General features: G+C 62.5%; 17 protein-coding genes and 3 pseudogenes. 16 read left to right on the forward strand and 4 right to left on the reverse strand.

The genetic code is table 11. The features are described 5' to 3' along the window. The 7 genes from U5S82_16820 (at nucleotide 1) to U5S82_16850 (ending at nucleotide 5,064) form a co-directional block, all read left to right on the forward strand. Nucleotides 1-777, forward strand: a complete 777-nt coding sequence (locus U5S82_16820) for a hypothetical protein (protein ID MDZ7753262.1) — start codon at nucleotides 1-3, stop codon at nucleotides 775-777. Between the two features lie 218 nt (nucleotides 778-995). Then, nucleotides 996-1,763, forward strand: coding sequence for a TIGR03761 family integrating conjugative element protein (locus U5S82_16825; protein MDZ7753263.1), 768 nt, complete (start codon nucleotides 996-998; stop codon nucleotides 1,761-1,763). A 105-nt stretch (nucleotides 1,764-1,868) separates the two neighbouring features. Further along, entirely contained in the window at nucleotides 1,869-2,261 is a 393-nt protein-coding gene (locus tag U5S82_16830) for a hypothetical protein (GenBank protein MDZ7753264.1), read from the forward strand. 27 nt (nucleotides 2,262-2,288) lie between these two features. Then, nucleotides 2,289-3,308 (forward strand): ParM/StbA family protein, encoded by a 1,020-nt coding sequence (locus U5S82_16835; GenBank protein MDZ7753265.1) that lies wholly within the window; start codon nucleotides 2,289-2,291, stop codon nucleotides 3,306-3,308. 225 nt (nucleotides 3,309-3,533) lie between these two features. Then, a complete protein-coding gene (locus tag U5S82_16840; protein ID MDZ7753266.1) occupies nucleotides 3,534-3,929 on the forward strand; it encodes an STY4534 family ICE replication protein in 396 nt (131 codons plus the stop codon). Between the two features lie 104 nt (nucleotides 3,930-4,033). Then, nucleotides 4,034-4,549 (forward strand): JAB domain-containing protein, encoded by a 516-nt coding sequence (locus U5S82_16845; protein MDZ7753267.1) that lies wholly within the window; start codon nucleotides 4,034-4,036, stop codon nucleotides 4,547-4,549. 86 nt (nucleotides 4,550-4,635) lie between these two features. Next, nucleotides 4,636-5,064, forward strand: coding sequence for a DUF6573 family protein (locus U5S82_16850; protein MDZ7753268.1), 429 nt, complete (start codon nucleotides 4,636-4,638; stop codon nucleotides 5,062-5,064). Between the two features lie 351 nt (nucleotides 5,065-5,415). Here the strand turns inward: U5S82_16850 and U5S82_16855 are convergent, their stop codons facing one another. Beyond that, nucleotides 5,416-6,513, reverse strand: a complete 1,098-nt coding sequence (locus U5S82_16855) for a PepSY-associated TM helix domain-containing protein (protein ID MDZ7753269.1) — start codon at nucleotides 6,511-6,513, stop codon at nucleotides 5,416-5,418. Further along, nucleotides 6,501-8,570 carry a TonB-dependent receptor gene (locus U5S82_16860; protein ID MDZ7753270.1) on the reverse strand — a complete coding sequence of 690 codons (2,070 nt, stop codon included), beginning with the start codon at nucleotides 8,568-8,570 and terminating at the stop codon, nucleotides 6,501-6,503. Before U5S82_16860 ends, U5S82_16855 begins: the two co-directional genes overlap by 13 nt. 510 nt (nucleotides 8,571-9,080) lie before the next feature. On the opposite strand from U5S82_16860, the pseudogene U5S82_16865 reads away from it, so the two are divergent. The 8 genes and pseudogenes from U5S82_16865 (at nucleotide 9,081) to U5S82_16900 (ending at nucleotide 14,019) form a co-directional block, all read left to right on the forward strand. After that, a pseudogene (locus U5S82_16865) lies at nucleotides 9,081-9,416 on the forward strand (hypothetical protein). Between the two features lie 59 nt (nucleotides 9,417-9,475). Further along, complete coding sequence (locus U5S82_16870; protein MDZ7753271.1) at nucleotides 9,476-9,778, forward strand: Na+/H+ antiporter subunit E; 303 nt, start codon at nucleotides 9,476-9,478, stop codon at nucleotides 9,776-9,778. Nucleotides 9,779-10,051: 273 nt separating this feature from the next. After that, nucleotides 10,052-10,333 carry a type II toxin-antitoxin system Phd/YefM family antitoxin gene (locus U5S82_16875; GenBank protein MDZ7753272.1) on the forward strand — a complete coding sequence of 94 codons (282 nt, stop codon included), beginning with the start codon at nucleotides 10,052-10,054 and terminating at the stop codon, nucleotides 10,331-10,333. Further along, the gene (locus U5S82_16880; protein MDZ7753273.1) at nucleotides 10,330-10,632 is read left to right on the forward strand and encodes a type II toxin-antitoxin system RelE/ParE family toxin; all 303 of its coding nucleotides are present in this window, start codon (nucleotides 10,330-10,332) and stop codon (nucleotides 10,630-10,632) included. Before U5S82_16875 ends, U5S82_16880 begins: the two co-directional genes overlap by 4 nt. 58 nt (nucleotides 10,633-10,690) lie before the next feature. Beyond that, a pseudogene (locus U5S82_16885) lies at nucleotides 10,691-10,855 on the forward strand (prevent-host-death family protein). A gap of 359 nt (nucleotides 10,856-11,214) precedes the next feature. Beyond that, nucleotides 11,215-11,499: a ribbon-helix-helix protein, CopG family gene (locus U5S82_16890; protein MDZ7753274.1), complete on the forward strand. Its 285-nt coding sequence runs from the start codon at nucleotides 11,215-11,217 to the stop codon at nucleotides 11,497-11,499. A 12-nt stretch (nucleotides 11,500-11,511) separates the two neighbouring features. Then, nucleotides 11,512-11,808 (forward strand): type II toxin-antitoxin system RelE/ParE family toxin, encoded by a 297-nt coding sequence (locus U5S82_16895; protein ID MDZ7753275.1) that lies wholly within the window; start codon nucleotides 11,512-11,514, stop codon nucleotides 11,806-11,808. 693 nt (nucleotides 11,809-12,501) lie between these two features. After that, entirely contained in the window at nucleotides 12,502-14,019 is a 1,518-nt protein-coding gene (locus U5S82_16900; GenBank protein MDZ7753276.1) for a MarR family transcriptional regulator, read from the forward strand. 145 nt (nucleotides 14,020-14,164) lie between these two features. Here U5S82_16900 and ltrA read toward each other — a convergent pair. Beyond that, nucleotides 14,165-15,815, reverse strand: a pseudogene (gene ltrA, locus U5S82_16905) (group II intron reverse transcriptase/maturase). 1,148 nt (nucleotides 15,816-16,963) lie between these two features. Beyond that, nucleotides 16,964-17,419, reverse strand: coding sequence for an SEC-C metal-binding domain-containing protein (locus U5S82_16910; GenBank protein ID MDZ7753277.1), 456 nt, complete (start codon nucleotides 17,417-17,419; stop codon nucleotides 16,964-16,966). A gap of 50 nt (nucleotides 17,420-17,469) precedes the next feature. On the opposite strand from U5S82_16910, the gene U5S82_16915 reads away from it, so the two are divergent. Next, nucleotides 17,470-18,033: a hypothetical protein gene (locus U5S82_16915; GenBank protein MDZ7753278.1), complete on the forward strand. Its 564-nt coding sequence runs from the start codon at nucleotides 17,470-17,472 to the stop codon at nucleotides 18,031-18,033. Nucleotides 18,034-18,542: the final 509 nt, after the last annotated feature.

Genomic DNA, 18,542 nt, shown 5'->3' on the forward strand with positions numbered 1-18,542 from the left:
ATGGCCTTCCTGAGGGCGGCGGGCCGGCACCACCACGCCCGGGTCCGCAAGGTGGCAGCGGGCGTGTTGGCCTCCCTCGACGAGGAGATTGCCACCGGCGTCGACGTGCTGGCACCCGCCAACGGGATGGAGCGCCGCCTCGAGGCCGCGCAAGCGGTGCACCAGGCCGGTGCGCGACGCTACTTCAGCTTCAGCGCCGCTGTCCTGGCCCGGCTCACCAACCAGGACCAAAAATCAAAGGCGGTTGGGGACCGCCTTCGAATTTTGAGCCCTCAAATATCGAAGTCGGTTCGTAGTAGTTATATAAATAAAACAACAACAACAACAGATCCTCCGCCGGCATCGAATGCCGACGCCGGGTGCGCGTCGTTGATCTATCCGCACCGGCTCTCCGCCAACCAGCGCGACATCGCCGCCCGCTACCTCGAGCGCGTCGATGCGGGGCAGCGCCAGGCCGTGCTCGACGAGCTCGAAGGGCGCTTTCGCGCCGAGCGGCAAGGCGCCAGGCCGATCTACGACGAACTGCGCTATCTCCATCACCTCTGCAGCCGGGCCCACAGTGGCGGCTTTCAACCCAACCTCGGGATCAAGGTCCAGGAGGCCCGCGAACGGGACGCCGCGGCGGCGGCGCACCAGCGCCAGGAGGCCGCGGCCCGGGCACGGGATCATCGGCGGCGTCTGGAGCAGGTACGGGCGGGTGGGGAGAGCCCGCTGGCCGAGGCCCGCAGGCTTCTGGGGATGCCGCCACGGGGTGCCAAGCCGGATCGCCGATCTTGATCGAAGCGGCCGCTGTCGGATTATTACAGTGTAATAATTTCTCCGGGCCCTGCGCCCGGCCAGTCGCCGTCACCCCACCCGCCCCAGTGAACCGGTGCGTGGCCAGGGAACCACGCGACCACCCGACGCCCTTTCTCCTTCCCGCGATTCCCCGCGCAGCCTCAAGGTGGATGTCCACGGCCAAATCCCGCCGGTGACCACCCACAGGAGCCACGATCGTGAATCAGCAGGCCACGGAGATCCCCCGAACAGATCCCGACTCGCGTACCGTCCCGTCCCCGGAGGCCGATCGGCCCGGGGTCCTGCGCGGCGTGGTGACCCTCACCCTCGAGACCCGGCAGGCCCAGCGCCTGGTGAAGGGACGCCCCGGTACCCCGGACAAGCCGGCCATCATCGGACTCATCGGCTTCGCAAACCTGCTCCGGGCCATCTGGCACGGGGTGAGGGCCGAAGATCCCTATGCCGACTGGTGGCTGCTCAAGGTTCACGATGCCCTCGAAGCGGCCGATCAGGCGCTGGCCGCGGCCAGCGAAACGGTGGAGACGGGCCTGAATGCCTCTGCGGCCATCCGTGCGACGCCGGCGGCATCGGTGCGCCCGACCCACACACCGCTGCGCTTCAGCAATCCCTACGCCTTCCGCGGCGCCCAACTCGTGGCGGCCTACGATCGGCTCGTGCGCGCCGTGCTCACGGCCCGGCATATCGGCATCATCACCGCTGACGACGGCGAGCGCACCGCGTCCCTGGGCGGGCGCGCGTTGCGCCGTGCCTTCCAGAGCCCCCTGGGATACCGCCCCACGGGGCTGACCCGTGAGGAGGTGCTGCAGGGGACTGCCCGGGCGACCGAGGCGCGGGCGCAGCTGGGCACCCTCCCCGAGGCCGTGATCGCCGGTACCCGGCGCGCACCCCACGGTCCGCTGCGGCCCATGCCGGAGAGCGCCACGTCTCGGCACCTCGACCTCCACGCGCAAGCCCCGCGGTCGTGAGTACCGCCGGCATGAAACCATCCCACCCGGGGCCTCGGATTGTGGATACCTGCCGCCATCGCCGGATCCAGCATCCGGCCCCAGGACCAAGCCGACGGAGTCCCTGTGTCGACCACCCCCTCACCGCGTGCCGGGAAGCGGATCAGCGTCTCGCTGGATCCTGCGATCCTGGTAGAGGCCCTGATCATGGCGCACCTGGAAGCGCTCCCGAAGCGCCGCCACCCCGACTGGATCCGCGCGTTGCTGGTCCAGGGTTTCCTGGCGGAACGACGCATCGCCCGCCAGTTGGACGGGTCGGCATCGACCGGTCCGGACCGGGAACGCCAGACGCCGCAACCGCCGCAATCGCCGAGAAGGGGCTTCGTGTTCTCCGCCGGCCTCGGCCAGGCCCCGAAGCCCCGGCCGAGCGGGGACACGCAGGCTCCGATGTCACCCGAAACGCCGCCCCGGCCGGCGACCGGGAAGCCCTTCGCCCACCTGCGCAAGGTGGTGGGGTGAGGCCACGATCGCGCGCGGAGGACACCGATGTCTGAGCACACCATGGATCCCGTCCCGGTGGGCCTCGACGACGGCTATGCGTTCACCAAGGTGGCGCTGCCGGACGGCCGCCTGGTGGCGACCCCCTCCCGGGCCCGGCTCGGACGGGCCAACGTGACCTGGATCGACGACGCCCGGCCGCGGATCTTCGAGTATGAGACCGCCGATCAGCCCTTCGCCGTGGGCGAGGTAGAGGGCGAGCCCACCTACTTCGATGGCTATCCCTTCTCCGGCCTCAACCGCGCTATCGTCCAGCACGCGCTGCAACAGGCGGGCCTCGGCGGGCGGTCGGTGCACGCCGTGTCCGGCCTGCCGGTGGGCAGCTTCTATCGCAAGGACGGCAGCCGCTGCGAGGACACCCTGGTGCGGAAACGGGACAGCCTCAAGCAGGCCGTATCACCCCTGGACGGCCGGCTGCCGGCGGCCATCGCCTTCCACGAGATCATCCCCGAGGCCCTGGCCGCCTGGTACGACCACGTCATCACCGAATCCAGGGACGGCGTGCAGCTCGAACCCGAGCGACTGCAGGCCCCGGTGGCGGTGGTGGACATCGGCGGGCGCACTACCGATTACGTGGTGGTGGCCGATCAGGCGGTCCTGCACGGTGGATCCGGATCGCTGCGCTGCGGGCTCCTCGACGTGAAACGCGACGTCCGGGACGCCATTCAGGGGCGATTCGATCTGGAGACCGTGAGCGAGCGCCTGGTGGAGGAGGCCCTCCAACGAGGCACCGTGCGACTGTTCGGGCAGACCCACGATGTCTCGCCCCTGGTGAAGGTGGCGGAGCGCCAGTTGGTCGAGCGGCTCCACGCCGAGACCCAGCGCCAGCTCGGGCGTGGCGCGGAGCTCGAGCGGATCCTGATCGTGGGGGGCGGGGCGGTGGCCCTGGCCCCGCACATCCGGGACTGGTTCCCGAACCAGGCGGTGGCCGAGCATCCGGCGTTCGCCAACGCCCGGGGCATGCTGAAGTACCTGCGCTACGTCTGCGACACCCCCGATGCGGCCTGAACCCGTCAACACCACAACCCGGTTTCATCCGTGGTCACTGCGGCCTCAGTGACACCCGATGCATCGTCGGGCTGTGAAACCGATGCACGCACCCGAGCCGCGAGGCAACGGTGTCAGCCCACAAGAGGTCGTTCGCGACCTCGACTCAACCCACCCTGCCGGGAATGTGCTCCCGACCGGGATGGCGCGTTCTCCGGATCCCGTTCCGTTTGAAGGAGAAACGTCATGTCCAACGAAGATACGAAGTATTTCGACCTCTACACCACCGGTATCGGTTATCTCAACCGGGCCCGGGAGGTGACGCCGAATGAAGGCTCGCCCTTCTGGAGTGTCACCATCGCCGCCCTGCGGGGCAGCGCCGACGACGCCCAGTACAGCTACTTCGAGTGTCGCGTGTCCGGCAAGCAGGCGCAGGAGATCGTGCGTCAACTCAAGCCGGCCGTCGAGGGCAAGCTCAAGGTGCTCGTGGGGTTCACGCTCAGCGATCTGTTCGCTGAAGCCTACACCTATAAGAACGGCGACAAGGCCGGTGAGACCGGGATCAGCTTGAAGGCTCGCCTGTTGCGAGTCAGCTGGGCCAAGGTCGACGGTCAACCGTTCTACACCGAGCAAGCCGCGTAAAGCCACATCAGACCGGGTGATCCCATCACCCGGTCCCCTTTCCACCCAACGGGGAGTCACTCCCCGGCGGGGCGAGTCTCCCCATCTCATCGAGGAGAACCGTCATGCCCCATCCCCTTCAACCCGACCTCCACGACGGCGGCGACCGTTTCGTGGATCTCAGACCATTGACCTTGAATGCCCGGGAGAAACAAACCGTGATCGCGCTGGCCCTGGCCATCCTCAAACAACGCCACTGTGCGGGACGGGCCTTCACCAAACCCGAGGACACTCGGGCCTATCTTCGCATCCGGCTCGCCGAACACAAGGCGGAACTGTTCGGGGCCTTCTTCCTGGACAACCGCCACCGGATCATCAAAGCGGTGGATCTGTTCCACGGCACCATCGACGGCGCATCCGTGTACCCGCGGATCGTCGTCCAGCGGGCACTGGAGGCCAACGCGGCCGCCATCGTCTGCTTTCACAACCACCCTTCGGGTGTCGCCGAGCCGAGTCATGCCGACGAGGCCATCACGCGCAGGCTGAAAGAGGCCCTCGCACTGGTGGACATCCGCCTGCTCGATCATTTCGTGGTCGCCGCCGGCGAAAGCGTGTCCTTTGCCGAGCGTGGCCTTCTCTGAGTCCACGCACCTTTTACCCACCCACCGGAGAGGCCCCTCCCATTCGGGGGAGTGCCTCTCCGACTCTTTCATCCAAGGAGAACACCATGTCAGACCCAACCATCAAGCCCATGGCCCACCCCATCTTCGGCGAGGTCATCTCGACCTATACCCGCGCCCAGGCCCTCGAGGACGGTGTCCTGGTTGCCGCGGGGATCATCAACCTGGAATCAGGCTTTGCCGGTCCGGTGGCCCTGACCGCGGCGGCCTGGGCCGATTGCGTGGCCTGGACCCCGGACGACAGCCAGCGCCAGCTTGAACAGCGTGAAGGCGAGCGCCTGTGGAACGTGCTCTACTCCACCGCCTGTGCGATCCGGCTGGCGGACTATGCAGTCCACCAGTTGAACTACGAAGTCAGCCGTGTCGCGAGGGACGGCGTTTCCACCCGGCGCACGCCGGCAAGTCTGAAGTGCGTGGTGGGACCCGGTGACGACGGTGAACCCGTCATGACCATCTTGCTACCAAACGAGGACTGATCCCGCCGGCCGCTGCCGGCATCTTCTCCCTGGCCACTTGGGTAAAAGTGGCGCCTCTCCCTCTCCGGCCCACGGGCTCCAGCACTGTCTCAGTTGCAGCTGCGCAGCGCGCAGGGGCCGCCGAATGGACGGTGATCGTTCACCGCCACTGACCAGCCAGTTGGCCTTGCGGTACTGGAACTCGGTCATATTAGCCGCGATGCCTGTGCCGATCACGATCAGCAGGATACGGGCCGCAGCAAGGTCTGACTTAGCCACCACCAGGCACGACTGGCAGCAGTACCGAGCGCAAAGCACCGACTTGCTGTTCTAGATACAGGTCGTTCGGTGTAGAGAAAATTGCTTAGGCAATTAGCGGGCACGCCCTCGCCACCACAACCAAACGCCAGCGCTGATCTGCACGGCCAGCAGCATTGCAGCAATGAGGGCGGCAATTCTGCCCGGCGCACCAAGTACCGCCCCGGTGTGCAACGGCAAAGCCAGGTGTTTGACATGGTTCAATCCGCTCGCGGCGAGCCATCCCTCGCGACCTAGCAATTGACCATCAGAGGCCTCCACGTAGACTTGCTCTTCGGGGCGGTGCCAGATGCCGTGTTCAGGGTCGTGCCTGAAATCGACCCGGTAACGCGACTTGTCGCTTTCGATGCGAATCGATTCGAGCTGGTAATCACGTCCATTCCCGGGCAGGTTCGACCGTGCGGCGGTTGCGGCGGCTTCGAAACCGACCGGGTTACCGGCTTGCGTCGCCGACGCCACGCCGGGCTCGACAAAGATCCAGCCCTCGAATACGAGAACACTGGCGCTGGCGGAGAAGACGATTGCCGCCCCGGCCAGCCACAGGCCGCCGCCGCGGTGCAACTGATAGCTCGAACGAAAGCGCGTGATGCGCCATCCACGCGGCCATTTCGATCTGGAGCCCCCGCGTGGCAGACAGAGGACAATGCCCAGCGCCCCGGAGAGCAGCCACAGGATGGCTACCACGCCGAGGATGATTTTGCCGGTATCGCCTGCCAGAAGCTTGGTGTGCAACTCCTTGACCGTGGGCATCAGACTGGCGCGGCCCAGTCCGATCATCTTGTGCGGGCGCTCGCCGAGTATGCGGCCGTTGAAAGGGTCAATGAAGCGTTCAATTTCGCTGTTCGGATCGTGCCTGTTCCGGGCAAGGACCCGCGCGGGAGAACTAGAATTCGGCGATATCGACGGATAAATCCGCGTGACTTCCTGAACACCCGGGCTGCTGACTGCCCGGCGCGCCAGTTTATCCAGCCTAAGCCGAAGCGGCGCGCCCGCCGCTTGCCGTTTGACTTCAAGATCGAGAACAATCGGCTCCAGCTCGTCTTCGAACAGCAGCAACGAACCGGTCAGGCACTGCAGGACAAGGATCATGAACAGTGCCAGTCCGGCCCATCGATGTAGCCTTTTCAACCCAGAAATACTCAGAAGCGCCACTTCACGCGTGCGAATACGCTGCGATACGTGGGTTCTCGGGTAAGCGTAACGGCTTCGACCGCACCGGTTCCATCAAGCACCCGATCGACCCGGTCCTCGGTCTGGTCCAGAAGATTGGTTGCGCTGATAGACACGTCGAGCTTTTCAGTCACCTGAGTTTTGACCGACAGGTCCAGCCGGGTCCGTTCCTCTATCGATTGGTCGAGAAATCCCCCGTTGGCCAGGCGCTGAGTCTGATCGACCGAAGTTGTGTGATTGACGGAAAGCCCGAACGTCGTTTGCCAGGGCACGAAAAAGTAGTCGACGCCCAGATTTGCGACAGCATCCGGCTGATTCAGAAAACGCCTTGAACCGCCGCCAATTTCGTCGACGCGTGAATCGGTATAGGTCACATTGCCCCATAGAGTGGTGTTGTTGAAGCCGATCGCGTCCAGCGGCACGCGGCCCGCAACTTCGACCCCGGCGGCGCGAGCGTCTCCGACATTCTGCGGCGAGGCAACAAAACGCCCGCTGACCTGCGCGGTGACCAATTCGATCTTGTCTTCGAATTCACGCGCAAACAGATTTAGTGAAACGTAGCCGCGATCATTGGCGAAGTAATAGTCTACGCCAGCGTCCAGGCCCCAGATGGATTCGGGTTCCTGGTTCGGGTTGCCCTGTACATCCGGTTCGGCAGGAGTGCCGTCCTGCTCGTCAACCGCTGGCGAAAGCGTCCGCAGGTCGGGCCGGCGCAAGGTCCGCGCAACGCCGAGGCGCAGGTCGGTATTGGGTGTGGCAGCGAATACCACGTTCAGCGAAGGCAGCAGGAATGCGACGTCCTCCGAGGTGGTCGTACCGAAGAAATCGGTTGCTTCGGTATCCGAGCTTTCCAGGCGCAAGCCGCCGGTTGTGCTGAGACGTTCGTTGGCCTGCCAGATGTCTTCAGCGAAAGCGAACAACACGTCTTCGTCGATGTCGAAGATGCGATCCTCGCGCGGCGGGCGCAACGCGCCGTTGCGGATCTCGGAATTGGTCTCATCGTGTTCCCGCAGCTCGGCGCCGACGCCGAAGCTGATGTCGTGGGCGCCGGCGGCTATATTCAGGACGGCTTCCGGCCGGATCATCGAGAGCTCAATCAGCTCGGTGCGCTGCCGTTCGCGGTCGACACTGCCGTCGGCGTTGAAGCGGGTTTCATCACGATCGGTGTCGGTCTCACCCTGCTGCCAGTCGAAGCCCACGCGTAGCTGCGCGGATGCGCCGATGGCACGCTTCCAGTCGGCCCGAAAGCCGTAGCTTTCCCGGACTCTTTCGCGGCGCTCGTCGCTCACTCGATCGGTGGTTACCTGGTCGTCTTCCAGGTCGGTCTCGATATCGTCTCGAAACTCCTTGGTGCGCAGATAGAATGGCTCGAACTCGAAGCGACCGGCATATTCGGTTTCCAGTGCAAAACGCGGAATGAGGTTGACCTGGTCGAAACGCCGTTCGTTGAGCTCCAGCACGCCACCATCGGGCGTGCCGCCTGCGTCAAATTCAAACGCATCCTTGCTCTCGCTGCGCCGAAAGCGCTGCAGCGAACCGGCCAGCGCAGCTTCCAGGGGACCGATTCTCTCGCCGTGCGAAAACGTTACCTCGCCCATTTCATCGTTGTCTTCGAGATAGCCAACGCCTACCGCCAGCTCGCTATCCGACAGGGAATCAACGCCATTTTTCAGCACGATGTTGACGGTGCCGGCAGCACCCTGCCCGTTGTAGATAGCCCGTGGCGCACGGATCACTTCCACACGCTCGACCAGCCCGGTGGGTATCCGGTCGACCTCGAAGTTGCGCCGGGACTCGCCATCGATCAGCGGCCTGCCGTTGATCAGAACCTGCGTATATTCACCGGGCAAGCCACGCAACCGAACCTCGCGCGCGCGGTTGGCGCCGTCAAATGTGACGCCCGGCAGCCGCCGCAGCGCGTCGCCAAGCGCCTGCTCGTTGAACTGCTGGAGCTGCTCGGCGTCGATAACTTCCATCGCGTTGGGTGCGTCAGCTTTCCGCCGCACTGCCTCCTGGCTCGACGTTTCGATGCTGCCCACTATCGAGATCGGCTCTAACATAACCGCCCCTGTCTCGGCCTCGGATTCGATCGGCCTCTGGGGCTGCGCTGCCGTATTTCCGGTTAGCAGTGCTACCAAAATTAGCGTCATTGTGCAAGGCCAGGAAGGGCCGAACCGGGATTCTTCGTGCGTCATTATGCGTGGACTTCAATAACAAAGATGAGAAGCATTCGCATTATAGTGCGTATTAACGGGTTTGCAATGTATTCGAGCCGCTCGACTTGATGGCGCACGTCCCTGTGCGCCACCTTGCGGGCGACCTGCGGTCGTCCAAATCGGCAGTCTTGCCGATTTGTCATTGCGCGGCGGGCAGCGCTGGTGCCGAAACGTCGGGTCAATCTCACTCGGCTATGCAGATCTCCGCATAGCCGGGTCTATGCCCACATCGGCACTATGCGGAGAAAGCCAATCGATCACGAAAAATCTGCTGATGATTAAAGGGCTTGCGAGCGGTGACGGCTGCCGTATCTGCGCATAGTCTGGGCTATGCAGATCTCCGCATAGAGCCGGTTCCACGGCGTGTTTGCGCCCAACAGCAAGTATCGCGCGCGGGTGACGCTGGCCAGGCGGGGCGAGGGAGGCGAGCACACCACGCCCACGGATCCGGAAGAGCCCACGCCCGCCGAACGCCGCGCTACGATGACTTGGGCGCAGCGTTTGAAGCGAGTCTTCGGGGTCAATATTGACAAATCGGCAGGAAAGCCGATTTGCACAGCCGAAGGCTGCCGCGAAGCGGTCGGGTACAGGGATGTACTCGAAGAGACCTGTCCCGCTTGCGGCGGGGCAGTGCGGATCATCGCGTGCATCGAGGACCCGGGAGTCATCTAGAAGATCCTTACCCACCTCGATGTGAATGGGGTGAGCCCAAAGCCACCTGGCGGGCCTTGGACTCCCGCCTGCCCATTGCACCGGGGATCATCGACTATGGGTTCAGGCTGCCCCTGGGCCTGCCCCGGGTGATGCTGGCCAACACCATATCCCTGCTGCCCGGAACCCTCGGCGCCGGCATGGAGGGCGACATCCTCAAGGTCCATGTGCTCGACGAAGAGCAGGATGTGGCTGGCGAGATAGCCGAGGTGGACGGAGAGGCCCAGGGATGGCAGCACCTCGCGGGGATCGAAGGTATCGGTGACCAGGGCGCTGCTCCATGCGGCAGCCTCCAGGATGTGTTTGCCTCGCGCCGATAGTCTGGTGTCCACGCCGAAGGCCTGCAGGGTCAGTCCCTCGGTGACGATGGACTAATCGGCCATTTCGGCATGGGCGTTTCCGGTCATGGCATCTTCTCCCTGGCCACTTGGGTAAAAGTGGCACCTCTCCCTCTCTAGCCCGCGGGCCCCACGACCGTCTCACCGAGTCGTCGGCTCGGAGAACCAGCAGGTGCCGGCCCATCAACGGGTTGCGATCGGCTTGCCCTGGACGTACATTAAAGAGTACAAGTTAACGTACTTTTAGAGGTCGCCATGTCGAAAGTAAGAGTTGATGAGGATATCCGTCCCTTGTCTGAGTTTCGTGCCGAAGTGGCGTCGTTTGTAAAGCACATTCACGAGACGCGGCGACCGATGGTCTTGACCCAGCGAGGGCGTGGGGTCGCCGTCCTCATGGATGTCCATGAGTTCGAGTCGATGCAGGAACGACTGGAGATCCTCGAGGACATCTATGGCGCCGAGGAACAACTTGCCGCCGGCGGGGGCGTCCCCCACGATGAAGCGAGGGCGCGGGTCCTGAAAGGGATCGCGCGGTGAGGGTGGAGTGGTCTCCACTGGCACTGGATCGGGTATCTGATATCGCGCGCTACATCGCCAAAGACAACCCGGATGCCGCCGAACGGTGGGTGAACGAACTGTTCGATGCGGTCGAGCGTCTGGAGGATTTTCCGGAGATCGGTCGCGTTGTTCCGGAAGTGGGTGTCAGGCGAATCAGAGAGCTGATCTTTGGCGCCTACCGCGTGATTTACAGCGTCAAGGACAAGGTCGAGATCCTCACGGTCCGCCGGGGAAGCCAGCTGCTGGATGTGAGCGAGATCGACGATGAACAGGAGTAACGAGACCATGGCACCGAAAGCCCAGTGCCCAAGGCCGGCTGGCTTGTCGCCTGCGCGAACCCGCCGCGGCCGGGACGTGGCAGATGTGAAGTCGGTGACTGACTCGGCGATGGCCGAAGACGAACGGGCGTTCATGCGCGCCGTCATCGCCGGTCTCGCCGACCTCAAGGCCGGAGGGGAACTGCCACTCGCGGAGGCCAAAGCGCGGTTGGGCTTGAAGTAGACTCATGCCGAAACGCGCCGACTCGGCATCGAATAGGTGCATCGGTCCGGCCGCGGCGTTGCCAAAACATGCCGCCGACGAGCCGCCCGGAAGCCGGCCACCAAATTATTACAGTGTAATAATTCCTGCGGATGGCTATTGGTGGCCGCTTTCGACCTCGGTTGCCGGTCAGGTAGCGACCTCTTCGAGTTCAACGTACGTTCAGACGCATAACCGAACCTACCTCGAGGTAGCCCCTGTCAAGATCGGTGATGGCGCGGACCACCGGTGGAGCGACGGCATCAACCCGTACGGGGTATCTTGGATAGTAGCACTTATGTGCTACACTTTCGCCAAAGCAATGCTTGGGAGCCTGCATGATGCCGACGACGACCGTTCGTTTGCCCGATGATCTCAAAAATCGTATTGCGCGTGCCGCAGAGCGGGTAGGCATGACCTCGCACGCGTTCATCCTCGATGCGATTGCCGAACGCGTGGATGCGGAAGAGCGACGCAATGAATTCCACGAGACGGCAGGAGATCGCTATGCCCAGATCGTCGCATCGGGAGAGACGATCCCCTGGTCGGAGATGCGTATCTATCTGGAAGATCGCGTAGCCGGTAAGAAGCCGACTCCTCCGGTGGCACGTAAGCTTTCCCGCTGATCATTCGTCGCGATGGCGCGCATCGAGCTGGCGGCGCAGGTTGCCGACGATTTCGATCGAATACTGGAACACCTCGCACAATACGAGGTCGCGGAGGCGGCAGCGCGTATCGATCAGATCATCCAGGCAATCAATGTGCTTGAATCCAATCCCCTGCTGGGACGCCCAGCTCGTCACGATGCCCGGGAACTGATCATCGGTCGACAATCTCGCGGTTATGTTGCCCTCTATCGCTATGTTCCTGAGGTCGATACCGTCTTCGTGTTGGCGATCAGAAGCCAGCGCGAGGCGGGTTACAAATTCCTCTAACGGACGAAAGAAGAAATTCTCACGCAGCTGTCCACTTAAGTCCACAGGCCTTGCCCGCCCTTGGCAAAGCGAGCCTTCTCACTCGCGTCGCTAAGGGCCGGACCGCGCTTGCGCGGTGCCTGTGGGCCCCTGTGGTCAGGTGAAGCCGCGACGCCGCTCGTGTCACTAGTGAGCGCAAGCGTGGTAGTGACGCGGGCGGCGCTACCGTAAACGGCTGGGCTCGAAGTAGGAGCATGGCGAAGGTTGCCATTCGGATCACCGAATCCGCACTTAGCGATCTGGAATCGATACGGACCTGGTACGCGGATTCGTGTCGTTCGAGTCTGGCGTAGCGAGCGCCTGCTCGACGTGCCGGACGAAGACTCGCCCTGACGTGCCGCCTCGGCAGATTATTACACTGTAATAATCGCCCGCCCGCCGCTCGAAGTCTCCCCTTATTCCCGAACTCGAGACCGGAAGGGAACTGCCGCTTGTGGAGGCCAAAGTGCGGTTGGGCTTGAAGTAGAGTCGTGCCGAACCGCGCCCGCCCACCATACTGGGCGCCGATGCGCCCTGAAGTGCCGTCTTCGCAGATGTCGGGTAAGAGAGTGACCTTGCGGCCACTCCCTCCCCTAACCCGGCATAGCCGGAACCAAAATATCTCGGATCGCCTATCCTTATCCACAGCACCATCCAGGACAAGAGGGACAGGCCATGAATCCGTTCGTTGAACGTCACCAGAACAAGATCGCCGGTGTGCTCTCCTGTTTTGACCGGGTTGTCATCACCGGAACCCTTCCTGATATCGGTTATGCCGGCGCTATGGCGAGCTACCTCAGTTACCATAAGATCCGACTGTTCGACTACCCCCGGTGGGCAGAACCCCTGCGCGATGAGTTGCGCCACCATGCCGAGCAACTCGCCATCGAGGCCGGCATTGAGATCGAGTTCATCCGGCGCCACAAGGCCTTTCGCAAAGAAGACCGTATCAAGGCCATCATTGCGGAACGCGGCGGTCATCCCGGGCTGGTCCACATCTTCTCCGCCATGGAATCCTGCACCGCTTATCGCCCCTGGCATGACAAGAACACAGGCCATACCCTGCTCAAACCCACGTCAGGGAAATGCCTGCATTACTACTTCTACTTCATCGATGAGGCCTTTGGACTCTGTTACGTGCGGGTGCCCACCTGGGCGCCGTTCCGCCTGCAAGTCTACTTCAACGGCCATCACTGGCTGGCGCGCAGACTGGAAAAAGCCGGCATTCCCTTCGCGATGGCGGACAATGCCTTTCTGTCCATTGCCGATCCCGAGCAGGCTCAGACGCTTGCCGACCGGCTGGATGCCAAACAGCTTCACCGACGACTGAATCGATGGGCCAAACAGTTCTGCCCGGTAGCTCAGCGCTTTCGCTCCGGTTACCACTGGAGCTTGATGCAGGTGGAGTTCGCCACCGATGTCATCTTCCACCAGCAGGCCGAATTCCAGCCGCTCTACGAGTCCATCACCCGCACGGCGGTACAGGCCATTAAAGCCGACAATGTGGCCACCTTCCTTGGCCGTAAACTCGCCAGCACCTATCAAGGGGAGGTCGGTAACGATTTCAGCACCCGTATCCAGGGTACACGCATCCGCCACCAGATGGGGCCGGCCAGCATCAAACTCTACGATAAAGCCGGCATCATGGCGCGTGTGGAATGCACCACCAACGATGCCTCATTCTTCAAAATCCACCGCTGGGTGGAACAACGTGACGGCTGGCAACAGTGGAAACTGGCACCGCTACGCAAAAATATCTACAGCCTGCGCGATCTGCGCAAGCTGATGAACGCCGCCAATGAGCGCTATCTCGCCTATATGGCGGCAATCGACAATCCTGACGCCGGACTCAAGGACATCGATAAAATGTCCAGCCCCGCCAGGGACCAGGGCCGTTCATTCCGTGGCTTCAATCTGTTCCAGAAAAAGGACTATCATCTCTTCCTCGCCATCGGGCGGGGCGAATGGTCAATCAGTGGCTTCCGTGCCGCCGATCTGCGGGCCTCTATGCCCGATCTATCACCCAGTCAATCATCCTATCTACTCAAACGGTTACGAACCCACGGACTGATCAAGAAAGTGGGACGTCGCTACAAGTATTACCTTACAAAGTTTGGGCGTCGCGTCCTGGCTGCATCACTCAAGATGCGTGAATATTGTGTTCTCCCTGCACTCTGTGCTGACAGGGCATGAGAATTTCTTGGCATTCTTGTCCAAGATTTCAGTGGTAAGGTACTAAGAACCGTGCATGACAGTTTCCCGTCACACGGCTCAAGCCTTTACGAAGGCCCGTTACCGGACCCAGTGACGCCGCCCGCCGGAGCTGCGGAGCGTCAAGTTACGCCTCAGCCAATGACCCCTCCCACATCCGACGACTGATCCGACGCGAGCGCAGACGGTTCGCGAAGTAGTCGGCGAATGCAGGGTCGTAAGGCGTGGCCTCGGCGCGTATCTTGACGTGTCGGGTGATGGGAATGCTGGCCGCTCGAAACAGATCAAGCGGTGTCGCTTCACCCTGCGGGTTGCGGATCGGTGCAGTGAACACCCAGTTTCGGTAACCTTGACTGCGGAAGTAGCGCTTCTGCCGCCAGGCCACCGATTTGTTCGGGTGGCGCCGCCTGATCCAGGCCCACAATGCCCGAGACACCTGGTAGTCGACATGGTCGAAGGTCTTCTGGGAGACGACATGACGGTAGTAGTTGGCCCAGCCCCGGATCTTGGGATTCAGTTGCCGGATCAGCTCTTCGGTCTTAGCCGTCGCTCGGGCTTTGATGAGCGCTCGGATCTCGGCCAGGAACGCTTTCACCGAGCCCTTGGCGGGCTTGATGAGCAGCTTGCCGTTGTACTTGCGTACGTTGAACCCAAGGAAATCGAAGCCCTACTCGATGTGCGAGATCCTGGTCTTCTCCGGGGAGAGTTCCAGGCCACGTTCCCGCAGAAAGGCGGCCACCGCGGGCTTCACCTTTTCCTCCAGCAGCTCTTTTGAAGCGCCGGTGATGATGAAGTCGTCGGCGTACTTGACGACATGAACCTTCTGACCCTTGGGAGCCGCACGCGCGGCGACCGCTTCCAGGCCGTCCAGTGTCATATTCGCCAAGGTCGGCGACGCAATCCCGCCTTGCGGCGTACCCGTTGCGGTCGGGTAGAGGGTCCCTTCTTCCATGTAACCTGCTGCCAGCCATTTTCTCAGGACCATCTGATCCATTGGAATATTGGCCTCCAACCACGAATGGTTGATCCGGTCAAAACACGCTTTAATGTCCCCTTCAAGAATCCACTGGGGAGAATACCTCTTCGCTAAAACGATGAAGCATTGCCCAATGGCATCGGCAGTCGAGCGTTTGGGCCGGAAGCCATAGGCGTTCCGGTCCGCTTGCATCTCCGACACCGGCTCCAGGGCCAGCAGGTAGAGTGCCTGCATGGCCCTGTCATGCAGGGTGGGAATGCTAAGCGGGCGCTGTTTGCCGTTCTTCTTGGGGATATAGACGCGGCGCAACGGCAGGGCATGATAACCCCTTCGTTGCAATGCCCGGGCAGCGTGGAGTTTCTGACACGACGTTCTCCATAGACAACCGTCCACCCCAGCCGTGTTGTGGCCACGGTTGCGGACGACTCGTCGCACGGCCAGAAGCTTGGCCGAGAACGAGTGGGTGAGAAGCCATTGCAGGGCCTTGACCTTGCCCCAGCGCCCCTCCCGAGTCGCCTTCGCGATACGCCTCTGCAGCCGTCGTACCTGCTCCTCGACGGGCTGCCAGTCGATGGCATCCCAGCTCGGGGCCGTTGAGGACGCACCAAGCGACAGCATGGCCGCGCTCGTCATTTGCCTTTCCTCATTCGAACGGTTCTCCAGACTCTCTCGCGATGAAAGACCAGTCGGACGTAGGCCCACTTTCGTGTCGGGTAACGTTCAAACCCGTATCCGTTCCATTACAGAACGACCTTCGCTTCTTCCGACCTCCCAAACCCGCACCGCGATGGGCGCACCTCACGATGCGCTGTCCCGGCCCGAGGGCCGGACGCGATACGGGGTTTCCACGTTCCGCTATGAGAAGTACGCCGGGTTAGGTGTCTGCTATCGACCGGGAAGCCATGGGCCACGGCAGCGCAGTAATAAGACGTTGCTCCCGCCTCCGATACCTTTTGGTTCAAGCGTTCCAACCACTTTCGCTTGTTCACAGTTACGACCTTTAACGCAGATTCAGATACCTTCACCATACCGACTATCTAGCACTCACCCAGTTGTGGTTACCAGGAGGGTCCGCCTCTCACGATTTGAACCCCGCACCCGAGGTGCTTCGTTTCATTGTCAGGGCAGCTCTTGATTCATGCCCGTAGATTCACCCGGTGGCACGGGTGGTTCCCGCCGTCTTCAGGGGGAACAACTTCTCAAAGCGACTTCGTGTCGCACTATTACACTGTAATAATTGCCCGCCGGCCGGCCGCTCGAAGCCGTCCCTCACTCCCGAATCAGCTGTCCACAGAGTCCACAGGCCTTGTCCGCCCTTGGCAAAGCGAGCCTTCTTACTCGCGTCGCCAAGGGTGGGACCGCGCTTGCGCGGTGCCTGTGGGCCCCTGTGGTCAGGTGAAGCCGCGCCGCCGGCCCGCGGGAGCCTCTCGATGCAGCCCCTGTGCCAGGCGCATGCCTGGCGCCGGGGCTGCTCCGCCGCGACGCCGCCCGTGTCACTAGCGAGCGTAAGCGGGGTAGTGACGCGGGCGGCGCTACCGTAAACGGCGCGGCGTGAGGGCCGATTTTCTCGATGACGCGCGAATGACGCGTTCCTAAACTGCCGCCCACGATCGATTTCATCCGTGGCCACTGCGGCTCAGTGGCAAAGAGGGCGCCCACCCTCGACCTCTTAGGTCGAATCGGGCATGCGCGTACAGGGCCGAACCATGCGCGCCGACCTCACGGTCGCCGGTCCATCGTCAAAATCGTCGACCGTCCGGTCGACTCATCCGGTGAGCTCCTAACTCGCCATTCCACGAACTGCCCGATCCGGCCGCCGCAAGTCGCGTCGACGGGTGTTCTCTCAACATCGCGAAGATCCTGAGTCTGAACATACTGCATGATGTTTTTGCCGCGTACTTTAATCACATTCGCTGAGGGTTCAGGTTCTCAGCCCCTCATGTAAACCGCTCAGTTCGTATCCTTGCTAGCGTTTTTCAGACGCTCAATGTCCGCATAGAACGGCTCTCGGCTCTCAGGGTCGAAGTCCTCTGGATGCGCATCCATCCAGTCGATGGTGCGCTGGCAATACTCGATGGCCAGATCGGTCTCGCCGCGTGCCTCGCAGACCATGGCTTTTCGCATGAGCCAGTCGTGCACTTCAGGGTATTCGGTGCGCAATTGCTCGCACACGGCATCCGCCTCATCGAGCCTTCCCGCATTGACAAGGGTGATAACGCTGTTGGATAACCGGTCGAGTTCCATGTCGTCGAAGAGGTCATCGTGTTGCAGGGTGAGCAGGTCACTGTGATCTGATGTCGCCGGTGTGGTGGTGGGTGGGATGCTGCGGTCCTGCTCCCAGCAGCAGCGCTTGTATTTCTTGCCACTGCCGCAAGGGCAGGGCTGATTTCTTCCTATCTTTGCCATCGCTGTCTCCTCATCGACAATGGTCTGGCCCCAATCTCGGAGAGCGCGCCATGGGCGATGAACTGTTTGCCGATCCACGATTGTACGACCACTTGCTTCTGCTTGACCGCGATTTGTGTGAGCGGGCACGACGCGCAGGCTGCCCTCAGTGTGCCGGCGTCCTGCACAGTGCCACCTATCAGCGCAAGCCACGCGGGATTCCACCGGGCCTTACCGATGCATTGCACACCCGTCGCCTGAGCTTGTGCTGCGCCCGTTGCCGCCAGCGGGTGACACCGCCTTCGGTGCGTTTCCTCGGACGCCGGGTATACACCGGCGCTGTGCTGGTACTGGCCTGCGTACGCACACTCACCGCTGCGCGGATTCGCGAGCTGCAGGCGCTGTTGGGGGTAGACCGGCGTACGCTGCGGCGCTGGTGCCGCTGGTGGCGTGAGTCCCTGGTGCGCTCGCCCTGGTGGCATGCAGCGCGGGCGCGCTTCCTGCCGCCGCTTGAGGACCAGCAACTGCCGGGTGCCCTGCTTGCACGCTTCGAGGAACCGGATCCGCTGCGCAGGATGGCCGAGGTGTTGGCATTTCTCGCGCCGCTGTCTGTCGCCGCCGGGCACGTTGGCTGAGGGGGATCGCGCACCCGCAGAAGTTGCACCTTCCACAACCTGTGCCAAGGCGCTTAGCCTCACAAGACGGACCGATGACGAGGCGATGTAGATGGCTGTAAAAACCCGCGCATATCTGGCGAAGGATTGATTGGTAGGCCAACCAGTCGCTGAACCGGCTGGCGGGCGGCCGCGAGCAACCGGTGACAGGAGTGCCGGAATCGGGTAGATGAAGAGGGGCCGTTGAGACAGGTGCGATACCGGGTGTAATTGACTTGGCCGTCGACCCCGGTATCGCACCCCGGGCCGTGCAGAGCACGAGCCCGCACACTATTTCTCGTTTTCCCCTGACAATCAAGTCCTCATCGGCCTGGGTCGCCGATGGAGAACTCTGCACGCCTGTACAACTGCGCTCGCTGTCACCGGCAGGTGATGATCTGCAGCCGCTGTGACCGCGGCAACATCTATTGCCCTGAAGGGTGTGCGCAGGTGGCACGAAGCGCGTCTCTGCGGGCCGCCGGCTGGCGCTA

The organism is Gammaproteobacteria bacterium (assembly GCA_034522055.1).
GTDB lineage: Bacteria > Pseudomonadota > Gammaproteobacteria > JAABTG01 > JAABTG01 > JAABTG01.